Source organism: Flaviramulus multivorans, from assembly GCF_021728415.1.
GTDB lineage: Bacteria > Bacteroidota > Bacteroidia > Flavobacteriales > Flavobacteriaceae > Sabulilitoribacter > Sabulilitoribacter multivorans.
The window spans coordinates 12,472-29,240 of sequence record NZ_JAKKDV010000009.1 but is presented as its reverse complement, the minus strand read 5'-3'; the positions used below and the strand labels follow the sequence as shown (position 1 = coordinate 29,240).

Here is a 16,769-nt window from a genome sequence, read left to right as displayed (position 1 = left end):
TCAATAATGTTATAAATATAACAAATTTATACAGCTTCACCGTCATCTTCGACAATATCCTCAATGGCATCTTTTTTTACCAAAGTAACACCTTTTTGTAACATTAAGTTGTTTGGGTAAGTAACTAAATCACCATTATCTAATCGTAAATGCAATTGAAAGGCTCTAATATCTTCAATAATGGCTACTATAGGAAAATCTTTATCATGAATTTCTATTTTATCACCCACTTTATATGGGAAGTTAAAGAACATAATAATACCAGAAGTAATATTGCTGAGAATAGACCAAATAGCAAATAAACCAATACCTATTACCGCAAAAACTGATGAAAAGATAAGTGCTAAGTCTTTAAATTCTGTACCAAAAACAAAGGATTCAATAAGAATTGCAATTAAAACAATGGTTACTGTTATGTATCTGCGAATCAATCTAATTCGAGCATCATTTATGTCATTTTTTCTCGCAATTTTTGTAATCGTAAAATGGATGATGAACCTAATTATTAGTAGTGAAATTATGATGATTCCACTCGCAATGAGTTCATTTTTATAGTCGGTAAAAAACATTATATTTTCTTTAAAATTTAGTGCAAAGATACACTACAAAATGGAACCGTTTTAATTTAGTTGAAGTGTTTCTCTAAGAACTTCATCTTCAATATGATTTTTTTGCCAGTAAGCAGTTTTAATAGTTTTTAGTTTAGTAGCTTTTGATGTTAAAATTTTGGGATCGGGTCCAAATCCGCTTTTAAAAGTTTCTTCCCATTCTAAAATATCATATGGAAAGTTAGGATTGAATTGAATACAAAGTGTTCGGTTTAAATCCGGATAATTTAAAGTGTATTTTCCGTCCGTTAAAGTTGCTGTGGCAGCGTAAGCTTTTATTGGAATATGTCGGAGTCTAGTAAATTCTAAAGAAGGAATTATTTGTAAATCACCTGTTGGTAAACTTTGTGGGTTAATACGTAGTTTTGTCCATAATTCATTTTCTAAAACTGTTTTATCTAAATTGAAATGAGCATCGGCTTCGCCTTCAAAATATGAATGCGACATAATTTCAAACGACTCTCTATTATTGAGTTGAACATAAACATGACCACACCATTCTTGAACCGAACAGGATACTTTTAAAGCATGACTTTTGTTTGAAACAGGGTAAAAGGTGCTTTGCATGATAGAATATGGATAGATTCCAGTAAGGAATTTTTTAGTGGCATTCAACTTTAAAACAGGAATGTTACTCGCATTTTGGTTATCTGCTTTTACTTGAATAGACGGTAAAAAATCTTCGGTTACAAATACTAAAACAGCATTACCTTCTCGAATTTCACCATAGCGTGCTTGCTCTAGTTTATATGATGAAACTTCGGCTTCTCCAGAGTACCAATAAGATTTAAATTCTGATGACAGGTTTTTTTTGTTGAAAGGTTTATCTTCAGTGGTATTTATTTTTGAAATGGCTGCTGATTCTTTTACAGGTATATTCTCCTTGCAAGAACATATTAAAGACAGTAAGGCAACAACAATCCAAAAAAGTATTTCGGCTTTTATAATTCTTTTTAACATGGTGTGTTTTGTTATAAAGTTACAAACTTAAGAACCTTCTGCAATGGCATTTAACGTTTTATAAACAACATGGACGGGTAAGCCCATAACATTAAAATACGAGCCTTCTAACTTCGTCACACCTATTTGACCTATCCATTCTTGAATACCATAAGCGCCTGCTTTATCAAAGGGTTTACAGGTATTTATATAATACCATATTTCGTCGTCAGACAAGTCTTTAAAGGTTACTTTAGTAATGTCATGTATTGTTTTTTCAAAATGTTGTGTTGTAAAACAAACCGAAGTTATAACCTCGTGGGTTTGGTTGCTTAATGATTTTAAAATGCGAAAAGCGTCTTCTTCATTTATTGGCTTACCTAAAGCGGTGTTTTCGTGCCAAACGATAGTATCACTGGTTATGAGAATATCATTAGAGTTTAAGTCCTCTTTGAATGGTAAGGCTTTTAGTTGAGCTAAATAATTAGTAATCTCAAAATGCGTTAACCGTGGTGGGTATTCTTCTTTTACGGGTTTTAATCTTATCTCGAAATCTAAACCTAAATTTTTAAAAAATGTTTGTCTTCTAGGAGATCCTGAAGCTAAAATTAAATGATGTTTTTTAAGTTTTTCGTTTAGCATTAATTAAGAATAATGTACTTGTATAAAAGTAATGAAAGTACTCCAGAAAGCATAACCCATTTATACGTATTACTTAAGTGATGAAAGTCCTTTTTACTTTCAGCACTAAATGTTTTTATAGTGATGTAGAGTAATGGAGCAATAACTAATAGTAAAAAATAGCCAACCGCTATAGGTTGTTTGTACAGTGTAGTAACAACATAATAAATAAGTGCTAATAGTGGTATAAAATTTAAAGCAGTTAAAATATTTTTTGCACGTTCTCTACCAATAGCAATGGGTAAAGTATTCATTTCTGCTTTATAGTCGCCGTCAATATCTTCAATGTCTTTCGCTATTTCTCGAAGTAAATTGATACAGAAAGCAAACAACGCATAGTCAAAAATAATTTTAAAAAATGTAAACTGAATTTGTTGATTTTGAGGTGTAATCGTTGGAAGTAATTCAAAAACACCTACAATAAGGATGCTTAAAGCCACTAGTATGGAAATAACAATATTACCAATTAATAAAATACGTTTTAAGTAAGTTGAGTAAATGTAAAGTAGTACAGAAATAATAACAAAAATAGAGAAGAAGGGCGCTCTATTAACAGAGTTAGAAAGATAAAAACCAATACCAACGCCTATTAAGTTGAATATTATAAACAAATTATAAGCTGCTTTTTCAGAGATCGTTTTGCCTATAATTATTTTGTCAGGTTTATTTATCAAATCGATTTCTACATCATTAATATCATTAATAATATTTCCAGCAGCAGCAATAAAAACAGTGGCTATAACTAAAAGAAAAATACCCAAACCATCTAAACTCGTTTGAACACCGAATGGTTCTAAGAGTGCATATTTAATAAGTAGTTGCACAAGGGCAATCATAAGTAAGTTTTTCCAGCGAATAAGGTTAAGGAAGATCAACAGCTTAAATTTAAAGTTTTGACATGTAAATGTCTATTAAGATTTTTAAGGTCACTATGACTAAAATTAATAAGATAAAAGTCGCTACCAAAGTCTTTATTACTTTGTGCTTTTCATCCTTTCTAATTTTATTTTTTATCAAATTCTTTTCATTTATTGAAAGTGTTTTATGACTAAAATTTGTTTGAAAATGATTTTGAGATTCTCTGTTTAGCTTGTCTTTTAAGTAAGAAAAAGCTTTTTTTGATTTTTTGTTAAAAACGCTGTGGTTATTACCAAAACCAATATATCCAAAACCTGTGCTGTGTCTTCTTTTGTTTCTTTCCAATGATTACGATAATAAAAAATAATAGTTGTCAATCAATTTTACCACTAAAATCGCTGCCCCATTTTCCTTGTACTTTCAACACTTGTTCAATAACATCCCTCACAGCACCTTTGCCTCCTTTTTTATGTGAAACATATTTTGAAATACTTTTTATTTCTGGAACGGCGTCTTGCGGACAACAAGGTAAACCTATTTTTTTCATCACAAGAAAATCAGGAATATCATCACCCATATAAAGTACATTTTCAGGTTTCACATGCCTTTTATCAATATAATCATGCAACTGTTCCATTTTATTGTGAGCTCCCAAATAAACGTCTTGAACCCCTAAGCCACTTAACCGAATTCTAACACCTTCATTGGTTCCTGCAGATATTATACAAACATTAAACCCAGCATTTATGGCAGTTCTAATAGCATAACCATCTTTAACACTCATAGTTCTAAGCATGTCACCTTCAGTGGTAATCATTACGTTTCCATTGGTTAAAACACCATCAACATCAAAAATAAAAGTAGTTATGTGTTCTAAATATTCTTTATAACTTTTTGCTTCCATGGGTGTGTTGTATCGAGGTTGTTAGTAGTTTGTAAATCGCTTTATGTTGGTCGTTTTTCAAAATTTTCAAGTGCTTGTTAATGGTTTTTTTATCATTTCGTTTGGCAGGCCCCGTTTGTGCCATATAGGGTGATACGTCCTGAATTTTTTTTGCAGATTCAAGTATTAGCGGTTTTAATAAATCAAACTCTGCGCCTTCGCTTTCAGTAATTTCATGTCCTATTCTGTATAACTGATTAGTGAAATTATTAACAAATACGGCGGCTAAATGTAACACTTTACGTTGGTCGCTATTAACTCTTTTTGTTGGGCTACCTATACTCACAGCCAGTTCTTTTAAAAGCGGATAGCTTTTTTTATCCACCGTTTCAATGCAAATAGGCACATTTTTAAAATCCATTTTTACTTCTTTGCTGAATGTTTGTAATGGATATAAGACACCACGTTTATGCTTTTTATCTAAATCATAAACGCTAACACTACCGGAGGTGTGAACCACCAGTCTATTTTCAAAAGGGAGTTGTTGGGATAGACTTGCAATGGCATCATCACTAACGGCTAAAATATAAATGTCAGCTTCTTTAAGTTGGTTCAAATCATCTGTAATGTCTACATTATTTTTGTATGAATTTAAAGCATCTATTTTTCTATTAAAACATTGAATAACAGATGTTTTTTTTGCATCATTTAAAGCTTTGAATAAATGGGTTGCCACATTGCCTGCGCCAAGAATTACTACTGAAATCATATTGCTAAAATAGTTAATATTACGCTATAAAGAAACCAAATGTTTTATCTTTGTTTTATATGCAAAAGAAAGATATTAAAAGTAAAGAAGATGTGTTTTTGTTGGTTTCAACTTTTTACAAAAAAGTTAGGAAAGACGATGTTTTAGGTCCGTTTTTTAATGATGTTATAAAAGACTGGGACGAACACTTGGAGCGTCTTACAATATTTTGGGAGTCTAGTTTGTTTTTAAAAACACGATATACAGGTAACCCATTAGATGTACATGTGAAAGTTGATAAAGAAAACAACCATACAATTACCGAATTACACTTTGGTTTATGGTTAAATCTTTGGTTTCAAACCATAGACGAGCTTTTTGAAGGTGACTATGCTGAAAACGCAAAACGACGTGCTAGAAAAATGGGTACTTTTCTTTATTTAAAAATATTTGAAGCAAGAAAAAAAGGATAGACTTTTTTGAATACTTTAACACTTCAAAATAAACTTTAATGCGTAAATTTGCACGACCTTAAAAGGGCTATGATTATGCAAGAAAAACTCGCCAAAATTCTTTTCTCTACAAGACTTACCGCTATTTTATTTATTGTTTTTGCCGCTGCCATGGCAACTGGTACATTTTTAGACGCAGGACAAGATACTTCACCTACGCCTTATACCAGAAATCTAATATATAATGCATGGTGGTTTGAAGCTATTATGGTGTTTTTTATTATCAATTTTATCGGTAACGTTTTTAGGTTTAAATTATATAAAAAAGAAAAGTGGGCAACTTTTACTTTGCATTTGGCATTCATACTCATTTTGCTTGGTGCTTTTATTACACGCTATGTTAGTTTTGAAGGCATGATGGCCATACGTGAAGGTGCTACCGAAAATAAGTTCCTATCTCAGAAAACATATATATCGGGTAATATTTATGGAGATTTTGTGATAGATGGGGTTAATCAAATGCGCGTGATTGAAGAAGAAGTAGATTTCTCAGGGCGATTAGAAAACGATTTTAAAGTTGAAACTGAATACAACCAACAGCCAGTAACGATTGAGTTAGAAAAATTTATTGTTGGTGCTGAAGAAGATATCATACCTGATGAAAATGGTGAAGCATATTTAAAAATTGTTGAAGCTGGTAATGGAGCACCACATAATCACTTTTTAAAAGTAGGGCAAGTATCTAGTATTCATAATGTTTTATTTGCTTTAAATAAACCTACGGAAGGTGCTATCAACATTATTTACGAAGGCGATTCTTTAAGCATTAATTCACCTTTTGAAGGAGAGTATATGACTATGGCTACCAGAGCACAAGGCACGCTTGTTAAAGATAGTCTACAGCCACTTTATTTACGCTCAAGATATGTGATAGGGAATATGCAAATAGTGTTTCCAAAACCTGTAGTAAAAGGTATTTTTGACATTGTTCAAAAATCACAATTACTTAAAAATGATGAAGATGGTGTAGTATTAAAAGTAACTACCAATGGCGAAAGTAAAAGTATTGGTTTACTAGGAGGGAAGGGAATGAACAATAACTATAAAGAAATTAAAGTAGGTGGTTTAGAGTTTGCTTTTAAATATGGTTCTAAAGTTTTAGAGTTACCGTTTTCAATCAAATTAAACGATTTTGAAGCGGAGCGTTATCCAGGAACTGAACGAGGTTATTCGGCTTATTCCAGTGAAGTGACTGTTTTAGATGAAACCAAAGGCGATTATGATTATAAAATCTATATGAATAATATCCTAGACCATCGTGGATACCGATTTTTTCAGTCGAGTTTCGATCCCGATGAAAAAGGAACAATTCTATCGGTTAATCATGATTATTGGGGCACTTTAATCACTTATATAGGCTATATGATGCTTTATTTTGGATTGATGGCTATTTTGTTTAGTAAGCATTCACGTTTTGGTGATTTAAAGAAAAAACTAGAAAGGGTAAAAGCTAAAAAGGCAAAAGTATTCACTTTGATTGCTTTATTTTTTGGGTTGAATATGTTCTCTCAAACACATTCTGAAAATGATGGCCATGACCATTCTAAACCAACAAAAGCGCAAATTGATTCTATTTTAAGAGCGAATATTACACCAAAAGCACATGCTGATGAATTTGGACATTTAGTGATTCAAGATCTTAGCGGACGTATGATGCCGGTAAACACGTATGCGTCTGAAATGCTTCGAAAGTTAAGTAAATATGATACTTATGAAGAGTTTGATGCAAACCAAGTGTTTTTATCTATCCAAGAGAGTCCTATGTTATGGTATAATGTCCCAATCATATATTTAAAACCAAAGAAAGGGGATTCTATTAGAAAAATAATAGGTATTGGTAAAACCGAAAAGTATGCTGTACTAGCTGATTTCTTTTCGGATAGAGGAGAGTATAAGTTGGCTCCTTATTTAGACGAAGCTTACAAAGCTCAAGTCCCGAATGGTTTTCAAAAAGAATTTAAGGAAACTGACCAACGTGTAAACTTACTATATAATACCATAGAAGGGATGTCTTTAAAAATATTCCCAATTCCTAATGACGATAATAATAAATGGATTTCTACTTACGATTATAAACAGGGTGATTATAAAATATCAGATTCTCTCTACGCTAATTTTATAAAAAATGGTTTTGGAGTTTACTTATATACATTAAACAACGCAAAAAAAACTGGTGATTTTTCTGAAGCATCAAAGTTGTTGAAAGCGTTTAATAAAACACAGAACAAATTTGGTAGTAATGTGATGTTGAGTGATGATAAAGTAAAAACAGAAGTGCTTTACAATAAATACGATATATTCAAGAAGCTTTTTAGTTGGTATATGTATGCTGGTACCTTGTTGTTTATTTTATTAATTATTCAAATATTTAAAGAGCACAGTAAGCTTATAAATTTAGCGATAACCATTTTTAAGTATATAATTTTAGGGTTGTTTATAATACATACCTTAGGTTTAATTACACGTTGGTATATTTCTGGTCATGCGCCTTGGAGTGATGCTTACGAATCTATGATTTATGTGGCTTGGGCAACTATGTTTTTTGGATTAGCCTTTGGAAGAAAGAGTGATTTAACTATAGCTTCAACTGCATTTGTAACGTCAATGATTTTAATGATTGCACATTGGAATTGGATGGATCCAGCTATTGCAAACCTACAGCCTGTTTTAAATAGTTATTGGCTCATGATACATGTGGCTGTTATTGTTGCGAGCTATGGTCCTTTTACTTTAGGAATGATTTTAGGAGTCGTGTCGTTATTCTTAATGATTTTTACTACCCAAAAGAATAAACAAAAAATGGAGCTTAACATAAGGGAACTAACCATTATTAACGAAATGGCACTTACAGTTGGTTTAGTTATGCTTACAATAGGAAACTTTTTGGGTGGTATGTGGGCCAACGAAAGTTGGGGACGCTATTGGGGTTGGGATCCAAAAGAAACTTGGGCTTTAATTAGTATTATGGTTTATGCTTTTGTTATCCATATGCGATTGGTTCCAGGGCTTCGTGGTCGTTGGTTTTTTAATCTTATGTCTATTGTGGCTTTCTCAAGTATTATGATGACCTATTTTGGCGTTAATTTCTATCTGGCAGGTTTACACAGTTATGCGAGTGGTGATCAAATTGTAAGTCTACAGTTTATTGGTATTGCTTGCGTTTTAGTAGCTATTTTAGGATTTTTTGGATATAGAGGTTATGCTAAATATTATAAGAAATAATTAAAGATTTGTTATGAATGAAATATTAGTAAAAGTTTTAAATAAGTTAAAAATTTTTAAATATTTTAATTTTAGCAAAACGATAAGGATTAATGATAAAAAATTTATTGTCCCAGTAATTAATGATGTGGGTTCTTCCAATCTATATATTTCTGAACCATGGATGATAAATGTATTAAAAATTGCTTTCTCAATTTCTGGTAAAAGCTTTATTGATGTAGGTATTAATACTGGGCAAACTTTACTAAAAATAAAAAGTGTTTCCCCCGAAATAAACTATATAGGATTTGAACCCAATCCCTTTTGTATTAATTATTTACAGAGGTTAATACAAGTAAATAACTTTCAAAATACAACAATTCTTCCAGTTGGTATTTCAAACAAAACTGAAATAGGTACATTACATTTTATGAATGATTCTATCGTTGATAGTTCTGCATCATCTATTGGAAATTTTCGTGAAGAGCATAAAGAAAAAAAGAAGACGTATATCCCACTTTTCGATTATAAAGATTTAAAAGACAAAGTTAATCTTGATAAAATTTCTATTTTAAAAATAGATGTTGAAGGTGGTGAGCTGGAAGTTATAAAAAGCTTTAAAGAAGATATTGCTAAAGACGAACCAATAATTCTTATGGAAGTTTTACCAGTGTATAATGACTTAAGCACTTTTAGAATAGAAAGACAAAATAAGATTCAGGAACTATTACGAAACTTAGACTACGAAATATTCAGAGTAATTAAGCAAAATAAGCTATTGCTACGATTTGATAAAATAAAGGAGATAGGTATTCATTCGGATTTAGATAGGTGTGATTATGTGATGGTGCCTAAAAGTCGAGTTACACAGTTTATAGAAATTGCCAAAGATTTTATTGGCTACTAATCAAGCTCAAGACGTATTCATAGCCTATTCCAAACAAAATGGCTAAACCAAAACTCAATAACGTTCCTATTAAAATATACTCTGTAAGCTTTCTGTCTTTTGCTTTAGATAAGTCTCCAAATCTAAATACAGATTTTGCGGCGATTAGAAAGCCAATACCTTCCCAGTGTTGTGTAATTATAAAGGCAAACACAAACAGGCGTTCTAACATGCCAATATAAGCACCAGCCTTTTCTAGAGAAGCTTCCTCGGTAAATTCCTTTAAATCCCATTTGGATATAAGGGTTTTCATTATAATGGAAGAAACTATGGTTATCCCTAATAAACTTGTAATTAGTAAAAGGAATTGAGGATGGTAAAGCATTTCTATATTAAACTCATAGGGTTCATAAATACCAACGACTAAGGCAATTATTATGAAATGTGCAAGTTGGTCTAACCCAAATAGAAGTCTATTATTTAATTTAGGTTTTAAATGAAGTTTTATAACGTCGATGATATAATGAGAAATGGTTATAATTAAAATACCTAACCAATATTTAAAGTTTACTTGTAATACTAAAATTAAGGTAACAAAATGCACTAAAATATGCCAATATAGGAATTTTGACTTATGCTTATGTGTTTCTTTATGAAGCACCCACTTTTGAGGTTGCAGTAAAAAATCACCAATAAAATGGGCGAGTATTAATTTAATTGATAAGGCTATCATATCTTTTTTATTTGGGTTTCGTAATAGTACAATAGTTTTAAAATTTCATCAATGCCGCCACGTTTAAGCCCTTTACTAATGTTGCTTTGCGTAGAGCCGTAAAGTTTAGCAAGCTGTTCTTGATTTAAATCAGGGTTTTCTAAAGCCGTTTTAATAAGTTTTGCTGAGGTTGCCGTCCAACTATCTATAGTTAATAACACTAAATCGAACATTAAATTCATTGTAATGTTGAAAGATTCATTAGGAGACTTTATAGCAAGCGTTGTTTTTTTTAAACCTTCAAAACATTCTCCAGAATTAACAAAAGCACTTCCATTGGATTCTGTTATTTTTTCTGATTCATAAGTTTTATCACCTATACCAATAGCAAGTCTAACGTCAATATTTTTAAATTGTTTTATGGTAGCTTTTATTAAAAAAGCAGCTTCTAAAGCCTGTTTTGGCTTTGTTTCCAATTGAAAGCTATCACCTCTAAAAACTTCCCATACTTTGGGCTCCAATCCATAACGATTTAAACTGCCCTTAAGAGCATGCAACCATATTTTTGGGTCGCTGGTTTTAGAATTAATAATATCTCCTGTTATTATTGCAATCATTTTTTTTAAATATAACCAAATATAGTAATATTTTTTATTATTACCAAAAAAGGTAATATTTTAAATTATTACCCAAATCAATAATAATTATGAAAAAGCATCATATAAGTGATCATTACGTCAATAAATACAAAATTGGTTTTTCTTTTGAATGCACTAAAAATGATTATTACAAACTAATATATTTGCTAAGTCAACTATTAAAAAACTAATTATGAAAATATTCAAAGAGTTTAAAGAATTTGCAGTAAAAGGAAATATGATGGATATGGCTATAGGTATTATAATAGGCGCTTCCTTTAACAAAGTAATTGATGTATTAGTAAAAAAAGTATTTCTACCACCATTATCATTACTAACGGATGGTGTTAACTTTCAAGATAAAAAAATCATCCTAAAAGAAGCTGTTAAAAATGTAGACGATACTATAAGTACTGATGAGGTAGCTATTGGTTATGGCGCTTTAGGTGAAGCTCTTTTAGACTTTTTTATTATCGGTTTTACTGTTTTTATTGTCGTTAAATTTATGAATAGACTACGTACTAAAGCTCAAGACACAAAAGATAAAACCGTAGCAACTCCAAAAGATATCGAGCTACTATCCAAGCTTACTGAGTTAATGGAGGAGCAGAATAAGCTTTTAAAAACTAAATAATATTTAAGTAAAAATAGGTTGGATTTTATCAAAAGCAATTTCCTTAAAATCCTTTATAACCAAATCAGCCCTACTATAATCTTGGTTTTTGGAGTGAAAACTGTCATAGCCCACGCAAAAAAGACCTGCTGCTTTTGCCGCTAGAATGCCATTAGTAGAATCTTCAATTACCATACATTCTTCTCTTTTAAAACCAGTTGCTTGAGCTGATTTTATAAAAATTTCAGGATGAGGTTTGGATTGTTTTAAATCACCTCCACTAAATTTTGCAATAAAATATGAGTTTAAATCAAAACGATCAAAAATTTGGTTAATACTCGTCATAGCAGCCGAAGAGCCTAAAACCAATTTTAAACCATTACTGTGATAATCTTTTATTAAATCAAAAACCCCATCAATAAGGGCAAGATCTGAATTGCTATCAAAAAACTGCTTATAATGTTTTCGTTTGATAGCAACTAGAGCTTCGGGTGTTTGTTTAAGTTTAAAATGGTCGCACAAACGTTTGCAAATATTGATGGTAGATTGTCCTGTAAACGATTCGTAAAGTTGGGTTGAAACTTCAATTCCAACTTCATTAAACATATCATTGTAGGCTTTAATATGCATAGGTTCGCTATCTATAATAACGCCATCCATATCAAAAATAACGGCTTTTAGCATTTTTAAACTTTTTGCGAATATATAGGAAATGAAGTTAATGCCATAAAAATCTATTTTGTAGTTTTCAATAATTTTTTCAATATTTGTGCCTTATGATTGTTTAATTTGACTTCCGGATTAGCATCGAGGTTCTCTCGGGCAATACAAATGCTAAACGCTCTACGTGTTTGGTAAATTATTACGTTTAAAAAAATCAAAATGCAATCAAATAAAATTTCTTTAAAACAATTCATCAAATATTTTAAAATAGCGGTAACTGGTAAAGAACAGGAATTTACTTCTGGCAGTATTCGTAAGGCGGTTTTTATGTTGTCTATTCCGATGATAATGGAAATGCTTATGGAATCTATTTTTGCCTTAGTAGATATCATGTATGTTTCGCAAGTAAGTGTTAACGCCGTGGCTACCATTGGTTTAACAGAATCAGTAATTACCTTAGTATATGCAGTAGCCATTGGTTTAAGTATGGCGGCTACAGCAGTTGTTGCACGACGCGTAGGCGAGAAGGACTTAAAAGGCGCCTCAAATGCTGCGGTACAAGTTATTTTTCTCGGTGTTTTCGTTGCATCGATAATAAGCGTCATAGGTATTTTATATCCTAAAGAAATATTAGGGTTAATGGGTGGGGAACCTGACTTAATAGCAGAAGGGTATGGTTATACAAGAGTTCTTTTAGGTGGTAACGTAACTATCATGCTACTGTTTTTAATTAATGCTATTTTTAGAGGTGCTGGTGATGCTTCAGTGGCTATGTGGACGCTGGTTCTATCTAACGGACTTAATATAATTCTTGACCCTATTTTTATTTTTGGATTTGGACCTGTGCCAGCTTTTGGTGTTGAAGGTGCTGCCATTGCGACTACAATAGGTCGAGGTACAGCAGTTCTATTTCAATTGGGGATTTTATTTTTTGGGTTTAGTAAAATAAAAATAGCCGTAAAAGATTTAGTACTGCAAGTAGGTGTAATGCTAAATTTAATTAAAGTATCACTAGGTGGTATTGGTCAATTTTTAATAGGAACCTCTTCATGGGTATTTTTAATGCGTATTATGAGCGAGTTTGGTAGCGAAGTATTGGCAGGATATACTATAGCTATTCGGGTGATGATGTTTACTTTAATGCCTGCTTGGGGCATGAGTAATGCTGCGGCTACATTAGTGGGACAAAATTTAGGCGCTAAAAAGCCAGAACGCGCAGAACAGTCGGTTTGGAAAACAGGAAAATATAGTGCCATTTTTATGGGCTTTGTTTCTATATTTTATTTGGTTTTTGCACCACAGATTATTGTATTGTTTAACTCAACTCCCGATGTTGTAAAATATGGTAGTCTATGTTTGCGGGTTATAGCAGCTGGCTACATCTTTTATGGTTATGGAATGGTGGTAATAAACGCCTTTAATGGAGCAGGTGATACTAAAACGCCAACTTATATAAACTTTGTCTGTTTTTGGTTGTTACAGTTGCCCTTTGCTTACTTAATGGCAATTATTTTGGATTTTGGACCTGCAGGTGTTTTTTGGGCTATTACTTTAGCTGAAATTATAATCGCCATTGTTGCTATAGTTTGGTTTAAAAAAGGAAAGTGGAAAACTGTAGAAGTGTAACCGAATATTTGTAAATTGTTCGATAATATAAAGGTAATTAAATGAAATTAGATATTCTTGCTTTTGGATCACACCCTGATGATGTTGAATTGGGTTGCGCTGGCACATTGGCTAAAGAAATTTCCAAAGGAAAAAAAGTTGGAATTATTGATTTAACTAGAGGCGAATTAGGAACTCGTGGCACTGCAGAAACGAGAGATGAAGAGTCTTTTAATGCAGCTAAAATTTTAGGGGTTAGTATGCGTACTAATATGGAATTTGCTGATGGATTTTTTGTGAATGATAAATCACATCAAATAGAAATTATCAAAATGATACGTAAGTATCAACCAGAAATTGTGATTTGTAATGCTATTGACGATAGGCACATAGATCATGCAAAAGGTAGTAAATTAGTGAGTGACGCTTGTTTTTTGAGCGGACTACTTAAAATTGATACAAAGGTAGAAGATAGCGATGGTTGGCAAGAACCTTGGCGACCGAAACAGGTCTATCATTATATTCAATGGAAAAATTTGCAACCGGACTTAGTTGTTGATATTTCTGAATTTATGGATTTAAAAATGAAATCGGTATTAGCTTATAAAACGCAGTTTTATGATGAAAAAAGTAAAGAACCAGAAACGCCTATATCAAGTAAAAATTTTACTGACAGCGTCAAGTACAGAGCGAGAGATTTAGGACGAATGGTTGGTGTAGAGTACGCCGAAGGTTTCACTGTTGAACGTTATGTAGCTGTAGATAGTTTATTCGATTTGAAGTAGAGAAACTTCATTAAAAATATTAAAAAAGTCTTTGTAGATACCATTGAAATAAATTACATTTGCACTCGCATTATTAGTGCATGCTACATGGTGGTTGTAGCTCAGTTGGTTAGAGCATTGGTTTGTGGTACCAAGGGTCGCCGGTTCGAGCCCGGTCTTCCACCCAAAAAGTAAAGCCTTTCAAGAAATTGAAAGGCTTTTTTGTATTTCTAATAGACTTTTTAGTCCACTTTTATACGTTCTTCTCTATTTGCCAATTCCCAAGCAGTATGAAAAATTAAACGTGTACGGGTTTCTAAAAATTCGTAATTAATTTTATCAGGTGTGTCACTTGGTCTGTGATAGTCAGCATGCGTACCATTAAAATAGAAAATTACTGGAATGTTGTTCTTTGCAAAGTTATAATGATCGGATCTGTAATAAAACCGGTTCGGGTCGTTATCATCATTATAAGTATAATCAAACTCTATGTTAAAGTATTTTTTATTAACCTCTTCTGATATTTTATGTAATTCTTTACTCAATTTGTCTGACCCTATTAAATAAAGATAATTACCTTTTTCTTCATGTTTAGAATCAACGCGTCCAATCATATCAATATTTAAATTAGCTACGGTATTTTTTAATGGGAAAATGGGGTCTTCATCAGCGTAATAACGCGAACCATAAAGTCCAATTTCTTCACCTGTAACATGAAGAAATAAAATTGTACGTTTAGGCCCGTTCCCATCTTTTTCAGCTGCTTTAAAAGCTTCTGCAATTTCTAAAATGGCCACCGTACCAGACCCGTCATCATCAGCACCATTATTGATGTCACCATTTTTTGATACACCAATATGATCTAAATGTGCTGAAATAACAATAACCTCCTCAGGTTTTTCAGAACCTTTTATATAGGCTAACACATTCTCAGAATCTTTTGTATCTCCTTTAAAATAGGAAGCTGGTATTTCCTGAAAATAATCACCTTCTGCTATTGGTGAAGGAATTCCAGCAGAGACGTATTGGCTTTTCAAGTATTCTATCGCCTTTTTTTGCCCTGGTTCTCCAGTTCTTCTACCTTCAAATTCATCCGAAGCATATGTAAAGAGCATTTCTTTTAACTCAGTTGAAGTAATGGTTTTTGCGTAAGTTTCTGGGGTTACTGTTTTTTGAGTTTTATTTTTATTTTGAGATGAACTACAAGAAGTCAATAAAAGTGTAGTGCATAAAAGAATAGCTAATTTTTTCAAGTCTTTAAGTTTTAAATAATTTTTACAGTGCTATATTACAAAAATGTAAGAGGAGAACACAATATTTATTTCTAATTTAACAGTTCATTTTCATCATCAATAACAACACGATGTTCCCGATTGGCTATTTGCCACGCCGTAGCAAAAATTAGCTTCGTGCGTTTTTCAAGCAATTGGTAATCTATTTTGTCAGGAGTATCAGTGGTTTGATGATAGTCTTTATGTTCACCATTGAAGTAAAAAATAACAGGAATATCATGAATTGCGAAGTTATAATGGTCAGATCTTGAGTAATATCGGTTGCTTTCGCCTATTACGTTATATCTATAATCTAGATTAATATTAAAATAACTACTATTAACTTTTTCCGATATGTAATGAAGTTCTTTACTTAGTCTATCGGAACCAATTAGGTATATATAGTCTTTATCACTTTTGTGTAAATCATCAATACGCCCAATCATATCAATATTTAGATTTGCTACCGTATTTTCTAAGGGAAATACAGGGTGTTCAGTATAGAATTCAGAGCCTTGTTTTCCTATTTCTTCAGCAGTGAAATGAAGAAATAAAATGCTCCTTTTAGGACCTTCTCCTTGTTGTTTAGCTATCTTAAAAGCTTGTGCCATTTCCATTATAGCCACAGTACCTGAACCATCATCATCAGCGCCTTGAAATATTTCGCCGTTATCCGAAATTCCTAAATGGTCTAAGTGAGCTGAAATAACAATAACTTCGTTTGGTTTTTCTGTACCTTCTATATATGCTAAAACATTCTCTGTGCTTTTTATGTTTTTTGTAAAGAAATTTGAAGGGATGAACTGATAATAATTATCTCCTCCATAAGGCGATTGTATACTTTCTTTTTGGTAATAAGATTTTAAAAATTCAGATGCTTTTTTCTGACCAACTTCGCCTACTTTTCTTCCTAAAAATTCTTTAGACGAAAATTTATATAAATGGGTCTTTAATTCATCTGAAGTTATAGTGTTAGCATATTTGATGACTAATGTACTATCAACAAGTTCAATACTATTTTTTAAGTTTTCAACTTTAACACTGTACTTTGGGGTTGAGCATGTACCTACCAGTATGAAGAGTGAGAGAATAAAAAAAGTTTTCATGTGTTTTAATAGGTTTTAATCCCATGTAACCTACAATGAAAATATTCCCGGGGCAAGAAAACGTTTCAGTATGTTAGTACA

The 16,769-nt window shown here is 32.0% G+C and carries 17 protein-coding genes and 1 tRNA gene; 7 read left to right on the top strand and 11 right to left on the bottom strand.

Annotation, left to right across the window (positions count from 1 at the left end; genetic code table 11):
- Positions 1-26 precede the first annotated feature (26 nt).
- The 6 genes from L3X39_RS14450 to L3X39_RS14425 all read right to left on the bottom strand — a co-directional run bounded on the left by L3X39_RS14450 (position 27) and on the right by L3X39_RS14425 (position 4,738).
- A complete protein-coding gene (locus tag L3X39_RS14450; protein ID WP_237232574.1) occupies positions 27-569 on the bottom strand; it encodes a mechanosensitive ion channel domain-containing protein in 543 nt (180 codons plus the stop codon).
- 51 nt (positions 570-620) lie between these two features.
- Complete coding sequence (locus tag L3X39_RS14445) at positions 621-1,568, bottom strand: septum formation inhibitor Maf (protein ID WP_237232573.1); 948 nt, start codon at positions 1,566-1,568, stop codon at positions 621-623.
- A 27-nt stretch (positions 1,569-1,595) separates the two neighbouring features.
- Positions 1,596-2,189 (bottom strand): Maf-like protein, encoded by a 594-nt coding sequence (locus tag L3X39_RS14440; RefSeq protein ID WP_237232572.1) that lies wholly within the window; start codon positions 2,187-2,189, stop codon positions 1,596-1,598.
- Positions 2,189-3,103 (bottom strand): geranylgeranylglycerol-phosphate geranylgeranyltransferase, encoded by a 915-nt coding sequence (locus L3X39_RS14435; protein ID WP_262910994.1) that lies wholly within the window; start codon positions 3,101-3,103, stop codon positions 2,189-2,191. Before L3X39_RS14435 ends, L3X39_RS14440 begins: the two co-directional genes overlap by 1 nt.
- Positions 3,104-3,459: 356 nt before the next feature.
- On the bottom strand, positions 3,460-3,990 hold the full coding sequence (locus tag L3X39_RS14430) for a KdsC family phosphatase (protein WP_237232570.1): 531 nt from the start codon (positions 3,988-3,990) through the stop codon (positions 3,460-3,462).
- Positions 3,971-4,738, bottom strand: a complete 768-nt coding sequence (locus tag L3X39_RS14425; RefSeq protein WP_237232569.1) for a Rossmann-like and DUF2520 domain-containing protein — start codon at positions 4,736-4,738, stop codon at positions 3,971-3,973. Before L3X39_RS14425 ends, L3X39_RS14430 begins: the two co-directional genes overlap by 20 nt.
- A 59-nt stretch (positions 4,739-4,797) precedes the next feature.
- Here L3X39_RS14425 and L3X39_RS14420 point away from each other — a divergent pair, with 59 nt between their 5' ends.
- The 3 genes from L3X39_RS14420 (at position 4,798) to L3X39_RS14410 (ending at position 9,337) form a co-directional block, all read left to right on the top strand.
- Positions 4,798-5,190, top strand: a complete 393-nt coding sequence (locus tag L3X39_RS14420) for a group III truncated hemoglobin (RefSeq protein ID WP_237232568.1) — start codon at positions 4,798-4,800, stop codon at positions 5,188-5,190.
- A gap of 75 nt (positions 5,191-5,265) precedes the next feature.
- Complete coding sequence (locus L3X39_RS14415) at positions 5,266-8,451, top strand: cytochrome c biogenesis protein CcsA (protein ID WP_237232567.1); 3,186 nt, start codon at positions 5,266-5,268, stop codon at positions 8,449-8,451.
- A gap of 13 nt (positions 8,452-8,464) precedes the next feature.
- Positions 8,465-9,337 carry an FkbM family methyltransferase gene (locus L3X39_RS14410; RefSeq protein WP_237232566.1) on the top strand — a complete coding sequence of 291 codons (873 nt, stop codon included), beginning with the start codon at positions 8,465-8,467 and terminating at the stop codon, positions 9,335-9,337.
- Here the strand turns inward: L3X39_RS14410 and L3X39_RS14405 are convergent.
- Together L3X39_RS14405 and L3X39_RS14400 are read right to left on the bottom strand one after the other, a co-directional pair.
- The gene (locus tag L3X39_RS14405; RefSeq protein ID WP_237232565.1) at positions 9,324-10,049 is read right to left on the bottom strand and encodes a DUF3307 domain-containing protein; all 726 of its coding nucleotides are present in this window, start codon (positions 10,047-10,049) and stop codon (positions 9,324-9,326) included. The two genes, L3X39_RS14410 and L3X39_RS14405, sit on opposite strands and share 14 nt — an antisense overlap.
- On the bottom strand, positions 10,046-10,645 hold the full coding sequence (locus tag L3X39_RS14400) for a SatD family protein (protein WP_237232564.1): 600 nt from the start codon (positions 10,643-10,645) through the stop codon (positions 10,046-10,048). Before L3X39_RS14400 ends, L3X39_RS14405 begins: the two co-directional genes overlap by 4 nt.
- A gap of 214 nt (positions 10,646-10,859) precedes the next feature.
- Here L3X39_RS14400 and mscL point away from each other — a divergent pair, with 214 nt between their 5' ends.
- A complete protein-coding gene (gene mscL / locus L3X39_RS14395) occupies positions 10,860-11,300 on the top strand; it encodes a large conductance mechanosensitive channel protein MscL (RefSeq protein WP_237232563.1) in 441 nt (146 codons plus the stop codon).
- A gap of 3 nt (positions 11,301-11,303) precedes the next feature.
- On the opposite strand, the gene L3X39_RS14390 is transcribed toward mscL, so the two are convergent.
- On the bottom strand, positions 11,304-11,963 hold the full coding sequence (locus tag L3X39_RS14390) for an HAD family hydrolase (RefSeq protein WP_237232562.1): 660 nt from the start codon (positions 11,961-11,963) through the stop codon (positions 11,304-11,306).
- Positions 11,964-12,161: 198 nt separating this feature from the next.
- Between L3X39_RS14390 and L3X39_RS14385 the strand changes: the two genes are divergently transcribed.
- From L3X39_RS14385 to L3X39_RS14375, 3 genes are all read left to right on the top strand, one after another.
- A complete protein-coding gene (locus L3X39_RS14385; RefSeq protein WP_237232561.1) occupies positions 12,162-13,568 on the top strand; it encodes an MATE family efflux transporter in 1,407 nt (468 codons plus the stop codon).
- 41 nt (positions 13,569-13,609) lie between these two features.
- Positions 13,610-14,332: a bacillithiol biosynthesis deacetylase BshB1 gene (gene bshB1, locus L3X39_RS14380; protein ID WP_237232560.1), complete on the top strand. Its 723-nt coding sequence runs from the start codon at positions 13,610-13,612 to the stop codon at positions 14,330-14,332.
- Positions 14,333-14,421: 89 nt separating this feature from the next.
- Positions 14,422-14,497, top strand: a tRNA-His gene (locus L3X39_RS14375).
- A gap of 56 nt (positions 14,498-14,553) precedes the next feature.
- On the opposite strand, the gene L3X39_RS14370 is transcribed toward L3X39_RS14375, so the two are convergent.
- The gene (locus tag L3X39_RS14370; protein ID WP_237232559.1) at positions 14,554-15,564 is read right to left on the bottom strand and encodes a M28 family metallopeptidase; all 1,011 of its coding nucleotides are present in this window, start codon (positions 15,562-15,564) and stop codon (positions 14,554-14,556) included.
- A gap of 71 nt (positions 15,565-15,635) precedes the next feature.
- Entirely contained in the window at positions 15,636-16,688 is a 1,053-nt protein-coding gene (locus tag L3X39_RS14365) for a M28 family peptidase (protein ID WP_237232558.1), read from the bottom strand.
- Between the last annotated feature and the right edge of the window lie 81 nt (positions 16,689-16,769).

Bases quoted from the DNA above. Each gene is read 5' to 3' on its own strand.
- L3X39_RS14450 (WP_237232574.1), bottom strand. From the start codon at position 569: ATGTTTTTTACCGACTATAAAAATGAACTCATTGCGAGTGGAATCATC.
- L3X39_RS14445 (WP_237232573.1), bottom strand. From the start codon at position 1,568: ATGTTAAAAAGAATTATAAAAGCCGAAATACTTTTTTGGATTGTTGTT.
- L3X39_RS14440 (WP_237232572.1), bottom strand. From the start codon at position 2,189: ATGCTAAACGAAAAACTTAAAAAACATCATTTAATTTTAGCTTCAGGA.
- L3X39_RS14430 (WP_237232570.1), bottom strand. From the start codon at position 3,990: ATGGAAGCAAAAAGTTATAAAGAATATTTAGAACACATAACTACTTTT.
- L3X39_RS14425 (WP_237232569.1), bottom strand. From the start codon at position 4,738: ATGATTTCAGTAGTAATTCTTGGCGCAGGCAATGTGGCAACCCATTTA.
- L3X39_RS14420 (WP_237232568.1), top strand. From the start codon at position 4,798: ATGCAAAAGAAAGATATTAAAAGTAAAGAAGATGTGTTTTTGTTGGTT.
- L3X39_RS14415 (WP_237232567.1), top strand. From the start codon at position 5,266: ATGCAAGAAAAACTCGCCAAAATTCTTTTCTCTACAAGACTTACCGCT.
- L3X39_RS14410 (WP_237232566.1), top strand. From the start codon at position 8,465: ATGAATGAAATATTAGTAAAAGTTTTAAATAAGTTAAAAATTTTTAAA.
- L3X39_RS14405 (WP_237232565.1), bottom strand. From the start codon at position 10,049: ATGATAGCCTTATCAATTAAATTAATACTCGCCCATTTTATTGGTGAT.
- L3X39_RS14400 (WP_237232564.1), bottom strand. From the start codon at position 10,645: ATGATTGCAATAATAACAGGAGATATTATTAATTCTAAAACCAGCGAC.
- mscL (WP_237232563.1), top strand. From the start codon at position 10,860: ATGAAAATATTCAAAGAGTTTAAAGAATTTGCAGTAAAAGGAAATATG.
- L3X39_RS14390 (WP_237232562.1), bottom strand. From the start codon at position 11,963: ATGCTAAAAGCCGTTATTTTTGATATGGATGGCGTTATTATAGATAGC.
- L3X39_RS14385 (WP_237232561.1), top strand. From the start codon at position 12,162: ATGCAATCAAATAAAATTTCTTTAAAACAATTCATCAAATATTTTAAA.
- bshB1 (WP_237232560.1), top strand. From the start codon at position 13,610: ATGAAATTAGATATTCTTGCTTTTGGATCACACCCTGATGATGTTGAA.
- L3X39_RS14365 (WP_237232558.1), bottom strand. From the start codon at position 16,688: ATGAAAACTTTTTTTATTCTCTCACTCTTCATACTGGTAGGTACATGC.